Source organism: Nonomuraea sp. KM90 (genome assembly GCF_052246675.1).
Classification (GTDB): domain Bacteria; phylum Actinomycetota; class Actinomycetes; order Streptosporangiales; family Streptosporangiaceae; genus Nonomuraea.
Genome location: NZ_JBQQCB010000046.1, coordinates 71,033 through 78,995 on the forward strand (window position 1 = coordinate 71,033; position 7,963 = coordinate 78,995).

Below are 7,963 nucleotides of genomic sequence, written 5' to 3' on the forward strand. Positions count from 1 at the left end.
GTTGATCGGGAGGGTCCTGGGCCGATCAGATCACCTCGAAGTCCGCCATCATCGCCATGTCCTCGTGTTCCAGGTTGTGGCAGTGGAGCATGTACCGGCCACGGTAGCCGTCGAAGCGCAGGAGCACGTCCACGACCTCGTACGGGCGCACGTCCACCGTGTCCTTCCAGCCCGCGTCCGTCGCGGCGGGCGGCCGGCCGTTCCTGGCCAGCACCTGGAAGTGGGCCAGGTGCACGTGCACGGGGTGGTGGAAGTCGCTGGTCAGCCGCCAGACCTCGGCGGTGCCCAGGCGCGCGCGGGCCAGCGGGACGCCGGGACGGTAGGGGTGGCCGTTGACCGTCCAGAGGTCGTCCGTCCTGCGGAAGTCGAACGCGCGGGTCGTGACGGCGCGCGGCCGGTCCGGCGGGCGGGACAGGCGGGCCGGGACGGCGCTGTCGTCGGGGGCCCGGCGGGTGACGACGAAGCGCATGACGTTCCCGGCCGGGCCGCCGGCCAGGGTGTTGACCAGGGTGACCGCCGTGCCCACCGGGTACGCGGAGAAGTCCACGACGACGTCGTAGCGCTCGCCCGGGGAGATCGGGATCGTGTCGTGGACCACGGGCGCGGCCAGCAGGCCGGCGTCGCTGCCGATCTGGATGAACCGGCCGCCGGGGGTGAGCCGGAGGCGGTACCTGCGGGCGTTGGAGGCGTTCAGCAGCCGCAGCCGGTAGCGGGTGGCGCTCACCTCGGCCACCGGCCAGGGCGCGCCGTTGACCAGGATCACGTCCCCCTCGACGCCCTCCATGTAGTCGCCGTCGAGCGCCTGCCAGTCACCGCCGCGTCCACCGCCGTGCCCACCGCCATGCCCACCGCCGTGCCCACCGCCATGCCCGCCGCCGTGGGCGGCCCCGTGCGCGGCCGTCCCGCCGCCGTGGGCGGCCGGGTCGCCGCCGTACGCCTGGGGGTAGCGGAAGGAGCCGTCCTCCTCGAACGCCCGGTCGCAGATCAGCAGCGGCAGCTCCCGCTCGCCCCCGGGCAGCGGCAGCGCGTCCTCCTCCGCGTCGCGGACGAGCGCGAACCCCGCCAGCCCCCGCCACACCTGCGGCGCGGTGAAGTCCATGCGGTGATCGTGGTACCAGAGCGTGGCGGCCCGCTGCTCCACCGGGTAGCGGTAGTCCTTCACCACCTGGTGCAGCACCTCCCCCGGGTGACCGCGGTGCGGGGCGTGGCCGGCCGGCACGACCAGGTCGGTCGGGTAGCCGTCGGAGGCGGGCGGGGTGACGCCGCCGTGCAGATGGGTGGAGGTGGGCACGGGCAGCTCGTTGCGCACGCTGACCGTGACGGGGACGCCGCGCCGCAGCTCGAACGTGGGGCCGGGGAAGGTGCCGCCGTAGCCCCACACCTCCGTGCGCAGGCCGGGCAGGATCTCCGCCGCGGCCACCCGCTGCGTCACCTCGTAGTGCCCGGGACGTACCGGCCGGGCGGCCCCGGGGATCGGCAGCGGGACCGTGAAGGGCTCGGGCAGGGGAGCCCGGCTGGTCAGAAGCTCCCCCGCGCTCTCGTGCGGCCCGCCGCACCCGGCGACGGCGGCGACCCCGGCCGCGCCCAGCACCCCGAGAAACGCCCGCCGGGAAACGCCCGCGCTCATGCCGCGCCCGCGGCGGCGGGAGTGCGGAAAGCGCGCCAGGCCCAGGCGGTGAAGGCGGCGGACAGGCCGAAGACGGCCATGCCGAGCGGGAAGTGCGGCGCGACGAGCCGCGACTGCCCCAGCACCACCTGCACCGTCTCCGCCGCCACGATGCCCAGGCTGGCCAGCGCCGGCCACAGCGGCCCCCGGCCCGGCCGCCACAGCAGCACGGCGGCCACGAGCTGCAGGTAGAGCAGGCTGTGGGTGACGCCGGCGTTGTCCCGGTGCCAGGTCAGCAGGTCAACGTCGCCGGTGACGAACAGCCCGGCGAGCACGGCCTGCGCCAGCACCCCGGTCAGGTGGGCGGCGGCCAGGACCCGCAGCGACCAGACGATCCAGCCGGGCGGCGGTGCGGTGTTCAAGGAGGTCATGGCCGACATGCTCCAAGGAGGAGCCCCTGGTCACATCCCACGCGGGAGGGCCTCCCCGCGTACTCCCGGGGTCGTACGCAGGACGTCCTGAGCCGGGAACGTACGACCGGGGGATGACGCCCGGTCTGAACGCGGTCGCCTACCTTGTTCTGCATGAACCCCCGGAAGATGGACGCGCTCGTCGCGCTGGGCGCCCTGGTGGCGATCGTGCCGGGCACGTACGCGAACCTGTCGTGGACCGGGCCCTTCGAGCGGCCGCTCGACCCGCTGGGCCTGACGCTGATCACGGTCGCGGCCCTGTCGCTCGCCTTCCGGCGCACCGCCCCGCTGGCCGCGGGCATCGTCGCGGCGGCCTGCGGGGTCGTCTACTACGCGGCCCACTACCCGGGCGTGTTCGCCGCCGCGCCCGTGCTGGCCTCGATCTACACCCTCGCCGTGCTCGGCCGCCGCCGGGCCGCGATCTGGCTGGCGGTGGCGCTGGCCGGGGCGGTGTACGGGCTGATGGCGCTGTCGCCCGCCGATCCCGCCGCCGGCAACTCGATGACGCTGCTGAGCGGCTGGCTGGTGGCGATGGTGGTGGCCGGCGAGGTGATCAGGGGCCGCCGGGCGTACCTGCGGGCGGTGGAGCAGCGGGCGGAGGAGGCCGAGCGCACCCGGGAGGAGGCCGCGCTGCGCCGGGCGGGCGAGGAGCGGCTGTGGATCGCGCAGGAGCTGCACGACTCGCTCACCCACAGCATCTCGGTCGTCAACGTGCAGGCCGCGCTGGCCATGGAGCTGCTGGAGCGGCATCCGGAACGGGTCAGGGAGGCGCTGGCGGCGATCAAGGAGTCGGGGCACGAGGCGATGCGCGAGCTGCGCTCCACGCTGGGCGTGCTGCGCCACCCGGAGGAGGTCGAGACCGGGCTGTCGGAGCTGCCCCGGCTGGTCTCCAGGGCCGAGGGGGCGGGGCTGCGGGTGGCGCACACGGTCTCCGGCGACCCGTACGCGCTGCCGCCGGCCGTGGACCGGGCGGCCTACCGGATCGCGCAGGAGGCCCTGACCAACGTGCTGCGGCACGCGGGCGCGGCGGCCGTCACGGTGGCCGTCGAGTACGATCCGTCGATGGTCGTGCTGCGGGTGGAGAACGACGGCGAGCCGGGTCCCGTCCCCGGCCCCGGGATGAGTCCCGGGATGGGGGTGATCGGGATGCGCGAGCGCGCGGTCGCCGTCGGCGGCTCGCTCACCGCGGGTCCCGGCGAGGGCGGCGGCTTCGCGGTCCGCGCCGAGCTCCCCGTCCGGGTCGCCGCATGATCAGGGTGCTGCTGGCCGACGACCAGCCGCTGATCCGGGCGGGCTTCAAGGCCCTGCTGGAGCTCACCGACGACATCACGGTGGTCGGCGAGGCGGGCGACGGCGCGCAGGCCGTCGAGCTGGCCCGGCGGCTGCTGCCGGACGTGGCGCTGCTCGACGTGCGCATGCCGCTGATGGACGGCATCCAGGCCACCCGCAGGATCGGCGCCTCCCGCGACCTGGACGCCGTACGCGTGGTGATCCTCACCAACTACGCCCTCGACGAGTACGTCTTCGCCGCCCTCAGGGCCGGCGCCAGCGGCTTCCTGCTCAAGGACATCGACCCGGGCGACCTGCTGCAGTCGGTGCGAGTGGCCGCCCGCGGCGACGCGCTGCTGTCCCCCTCGGTGACGCGCCGCCTGATCGAGGAGTACGTCAGCACCCCGCCCCGCCCCGTCGCCTCCCCCGGGCTGGACCTGCTGACCGCCCGCGAGCAGGAGATCGTCACCCTGGTCGCCAAGGGCATGTCGAACGACGAGATCGCCGCGCACCTGGTGATCAGCGGCGCCACCGCCAAGACCCACGTGAGCAGATCGATGATCAAGCTCGGGGCGCGCGACAGAGCCCAGCTGGTGGTCTTCGCGTACGAATCGAGCCTGGTCGTCCCCGGGACGAGCGCCTAGAAGGCCACCAGGAACTCGTACGCGTTCAGCAGCCAGACCAGCAGCCACAGGGCCATGGCCGGGAGCCGGAACAGCCCTCGGCCGGTTCCGTCAGCAGGCACCCGCAATCACAACGCCTTCCTTCGACGCCGGTGTCATCCTCCCAGTCTGCGCCCCGCGCTCCGTACCCGCGCGAAGCGCCCGACCGGTGCTATCCATTGACCGGTTCGCCCAGTGCGCTGCCGGCCAGCCACTCCTCCCATGACTTCGCCCACGGCGTCGGCCCGTTGCCGAACTCCAGCTTCCTGGAGGTGCCGGTGACCTCGATGATGTCGCCGCGCTGGGTGAACTCGTAGAACCAGCGGGCGTTGGCGGGGCTGGCGTTCACGCAGCCGTGGCTGACGTTGGAGCTGCCCTGCGCGCCGGTGGACCAGGGGGCGGCGTGGAAGAAGGTGCCGCTGTAGGTCATGCGGACGTTCCACTTCGTCTTGATGCGGTATTCGCCGGGCTCGCCGATCGTGGCCGAGTCCATGACGATGTCCGCGGCCTTCTCCTGGGCGATCATGACGCCGGAGTAGCTGTCGTCGCCCGGCCTGCCCAGGCTGACCGGGATGGTCTTGACGACCTCGCCGTCCTTTCGGACGACCGCCCGGTGGGTCGCGGCGCTGACCTTGGTGATGTGCTCGGGCCCGACGGTGAAGGTCAGGCTGCGGTCCTTGGTCCCCCACAGGCCGGGCCCGGCCCGCAGGCCGGCCAGGTGCGCCACGACCGTCACCTTCTGGCCGACCGGCCAGTATTCTCGCGGCCTGAACTGGACCTCCCGGTCGCTCACCCAGCTCCACGCGCCCTCGACCGGCTGCGACATCCGCACCACCAGCGACCGCTCGACCGCCGCCCGGTCCTTCCTGGCCGTCACCGGCTGCGAGAGCAGCAGCTGCACGGGCATCCCGACGCCGACCTTCTCGCCGTCCAGGGGCGACATGCCGCTGTCCAGCACCCGTTTCGGCTTGAGCGTGGTGAACGTGGACTCCCCCGTCACCTGCTTGCCGTCGGTGCCGGTGGCCTGCGCGCTGACCGTGTACGCGGTCGAGGGCCGCAGTGGCCACTGGGGCCGCCACATCCCGTCCGCGCCCACCGATCCCTTCACCGTACGACCCTTGGCGTCGGCCACGGTCATCTTCGTGACCTGCCCGCCGGTGGCCTTGACGCTGATCCCGGTGTCCGGGGCCACCTTCTTCGTCCCGTCGGCGGGCGTGATCGACAGCCTGGCCACCGGGCCCTGGGTCCGCGGGGACGCGCCCGGCTCCCCGGCGCCGCCGCCCGAGGAGGTGCAGCCGGCGGTCACGAGCAGCGCCGCCGTGAGGGTGCTCACGAGTATCTTGCTGGTCCGGCCGTTCCGCATCGCCGATGCCTCCCGCGCCTGACTTGTAGGCAATCATTCACATTAGACCGTTTTCGGAGATTCGGCGGGACTCCTGCCCGCATCGGCCTCGCCCATGCAGGCCGGCACCGAAGGATGGCGCTCATGCGGGCGTGAGCGCCCCGTCGGTGCCCAGGCTGACGAAGGACCTGGCCGAGACCTGCGCGGCCGGGCCGCCGGAGGCCGACATCTGGGCGCCGGCCAGCGCCTGCGCCGCCGTCCTGCCGGCGGCCAGCAGGCGGTGGAAGGCGATCATGACGGGCGCCGTCCCGATGTCGGGGATGGAGATCACCGGGACGATGATCTGGCGGGTCCCCTGGGCGAGCAGGGTGGCGCACAGCCCGAGGATCTCGTCGCCGGCCAGCACGGCGGACCGGCCGACGTCGCAGGCCGCGAGGACCACCAGCTCGGGGGCGCGGGGCAGGGTCTCCAGGTCGTAGGCCGTCAGCGGGCCGTCCGACAGCAGGATCGAGGAGAACAGCGGGTTGGTGGAATGGACGCGCCCGTGGGCCGCCAGGTGCGCGAGCGCGGCACCGTCCAGCGCCGCCATGACGTCCCGCACGCCGGCGCCGGGTCCCAGCATCGGCGGGACGCCGTGGAGGGCGGCCACGCCCCTTGCCTCCTCGTACGCCCCGGGCAGGTCGGTGCCGCCCCGGTCGGGGCCGGCGACCACGACGACGCCCCCGCGACCGGCGGGCCGGTCGCGCCCGGCCTGCCACAGGGCGGCGGACGGAGAGACGGTCACCGGGCGCCCCGCGCAGGAGGGCAGCAGTGACCAGGGCACGGACTGCAGGAGCCCGGTGGGCACCAGCACGAGCGGCCGGTCGCCGGCGAGCCGGGCCAGCGGGGCGAGCAGCACTCGGTCCACGCGGGAGGTGATGTCGGCGAGCAGGGAGCGGGCCGCCACCCGGCTCGGCTCCAGCGTGCGGAGGCTGACCAGCCGCTGGAGCACGAACGGGAGGAAGGCCAGCGCGTCGCGCAGCTCGGCGGCGGGCCCGAGGCCGGTCAGCCGCAGCCGTCCGCCCGCCAGCGTGATCGCGTGGAGGGTCTCGTCCAGGTGGACGAACTCGACGAGCGCCGCCTCGCCCAGCGCCGCCTCCAGCCGGGCGACGCTGACACCGGGCAACCGGCCATGGCCCGTTCCGGCCGGATGCGTCCTGCGGTGATCGCGGATCCGCCGCTCCAGCGCGACCTGCTGCTGCACGAGCCCCGCCGGGACGCCGCGGCCGGCGGCGTCCCTGATCTCCCCCATGACCAGCCGCAGATCGGCCAGCAACGCGGCCAGCGCCGGATCGGCGGACGGCCGGACCGGGCTGGAGGTGAGCCGGCCGGCCCGCCCCTGCTCGGCCCATTCGAGCACCTGACGGGGCCGCCCGCCCTCGAGGGCCAGGCGCAGCCCGAACTCGGCGAGCTCGACCCGGTGGGCCGCGGCGTGCGCGCGCAGGTCCGTGGCGCCCAGCGTCGCATGGTGCTCGGCCAGGATCCTGACCCCGGTACGCGCCGCCAGCGCGGCCCCGCGCCGGTTCCCGGCCGACAGCCGGAGCAGGGCCTCCGCGTGCCAGCCGAGCGCCCGCAGCCGGGCGGGCCCCCGGCGGCGCCGGGCGCTCACCTCGGCCAGCTGCCGCTCGCCCCGCCCGGCCCGGCCACGCGCCAGTGCCAGCCGGCCCGCCACGATGCCGGTCTCGGCCGCGGGCGTCTGCCAGCCCGCGGCCGCCAGGGCCCGTGCCAGCTCCTCCACCCTGGCCAGGGGCATCCGCGCGGGCCCGTCCCGCCGTAACCGGGCCTGGAGCGCGGTGAAGCGCGCGAGCGCCGCCCACCCGGGCCGCTGCTGCCGGGTGAGCTCGCGGACCGCGAGCCCTGCCTGGCGCAGCGCCGAGTCGGGATCACCGTCGAGCGTCAGCGCCTGGGCCAGCATCAGGCGCGCCTCCGGCAGTCCGATCCGGCGCCGCTCCTGCTCGAACGCGGTGACGGCCGCCTGCGCGCTCTCGCGGGCCTCGGCCGTGAGCCGCAGGGAGAGCAGCAGGTCGGTACGGTCCATCAGCAGCCACGCCACCTGCGCCTTCTGCTCCCGCAACCGCTGCTCGGCCTCCTCGAAGAGCTGGAGCGCGGGCAGCGCGTGACCCTGCACGGCCTTGATCCAGCCGTGGTTCTGCAGCACGAACGCCAGCCTGAACCCCAGGTCGTGCTCGACGCAGATGCGGCCCGCCTCGGCCAGGTCCGCCTCGGCCCGGGCGAACTGCTGCCGGCGACCGCGCACGATGGCCCGGTTCAGCAGGACCCGCTGGACCCAGAGGTGGTCTCCGGCGTGACGCAGGATCGGCAGGGCCGTCTGGTAGCTCTCGTGGGCCTCCTCCAGCCGGCCGAGCTGGGTCAGGATCGCCCCCCGCTGGGCCTGCGCCCGCGCCCACGCGACCCCGTTCAGGGCGGTCAGCGCGGCGTCGATCTCGCCCAGCGCCGGCCCCGGCTTGCCGCGCACGTTCAGCACGAACGCGAGCGTCATGCGCGCCTCGGCCGCGACGAGGCCGGAGCCGGAGCGATTGCCGAGCTCGACCGCCTCGCGGAGCCGGCGCAGCGA

At 74.7% G+C, this 7,963-nt stretch carries 6 protein-coding genes; 2 read left to right on the forward strand and 4 right to left on the reverse strand.

Annotated elements, in window-relative coordinates; all coding sequences use genetic code 11:
- Positions 1-25: 25 nt before the first annotated feature.
- Together ACTWPW_RS34350 and ACTWPW_RS34355 are read right to left on the reverse strand one after the other, a co-directional pair.
- Positions 26-1,627, reverse strand: a complete 1,602-nt coding sequence (locus ACTWPW_RS34350) for a multicopper oxidase family protein (RefSeq protein WP_443171060.1) — start codon at positions 1,625-1,627, stop codon at positions 26-28.
- Entirely contained in the window at positions 1,624-2,037 is a 414-nt protein-coding gene (locus tag ACTWPW_RS34355; RefSeq protein ID WP_443171061.1) for a hypothetical protein, read from the reverse strand. Before ACTWPW_RS34355 ends, ACTWPW_RS34350 begins: the two co-directional genes overlap by 4 nt.
- Positions 2,038-2,190: 153 nt before the next feature.
- On the opposite strand from ACTWPW_RS34355, the gene ACTWPW_RS34360 reads away from it, so the two are divergent.
- Both ACTWPW_RS34360 and ACTWPW_RS34365 read left to right on the forward strand, forming a co-directional pair.
- Positions 2,191-3,327 (forward strand): sensor histidine kinase, encoded by a 1,137-nt coding sequence (locus ACTWPW_RS34360; RefSeq protein WP_443171062.1) that lies wholly within the window; start codon positions 2,191-2,193, stop codon positions 3,325-3,327.
- Positions 3,324-3,989 carry a response regulator gene (locus ACTWPW_RS34365; RefSeq protein WP_443171063.1) on the forward strand — a complete coding sequence of 222 codons (666 nt, stop codon included), beginning with the start codon at positions 3,324-3,326 and terminating at the stop codon, positions 3,987-3,989. The genes ACTWPW_RS34360 and ACTWPW_RS34365 overlap by 4 nt, the downstream gene beginning before the upstream one ends.
- A gap of 190 nt (positions 3,990-4,179) precedes the next feature.
- Here the strand turns inward: ACTWPW_RS34365 and ACTWPW_RS34370 are convergent, their stop codons facing one another.
- Both ACTWPW_RS34370 and ACTWPW_RS34375 read right to left on the reverse strand, forming a co-directional pair.
- On the reverse strand, positions 4,180-5,340 hold the full coding sequence (locus tag ACTWPW_RS34370) for an Ig-like domain-containing protein (RefSeq protein ID WP_443171064.1): 1,161 nt from the start codon (positions 5,338-5,340) through the stop codon (positions 4,180-4,182).
- A 151-nt stretch (positions 5,341-5,491) separates the two neighbouring features.
- A partial coding sequence (locus ACTWPW_RS34375; protein WP_443171065.1) for a CHAT domain-containing protein occupies positions 5,492-7,963 on the reverse strand: 2,472 nt, incomplete at its 5' end.

Coding starts and splice junctions, on each gene's coding strand:
- ACTWPW_RS34350 (WP_443171060.1), bottom strand. CDS start 1,627: ATGAGCGCGGGCGTTTCCCGGCGGGCGTTTCTCGGGGTGCTGGGCGCG.
- ACTWPW_RS34355 (WP_443171061.1), bottom strand. CDS start 2,037: ATGACCTCCTTGAACACCGCACCGCCGCCCGGCTGGATCGTCTGGTCG.
- ACTWPW_RS34360 (WP_443171062.1), top strand. CDS start 2,191: ATGAACCCCCGGAAGATGGACGCGCTCGTCGCGCTGGGCGCCCTGGTG.
- ACTWPW_RS34365 (WP_443171063.1), top strand. CDS start 3,324: ATGATCAGGGTGCTGCTGGCCGACGACCAGCCGCTGATCCGGGCGGGC.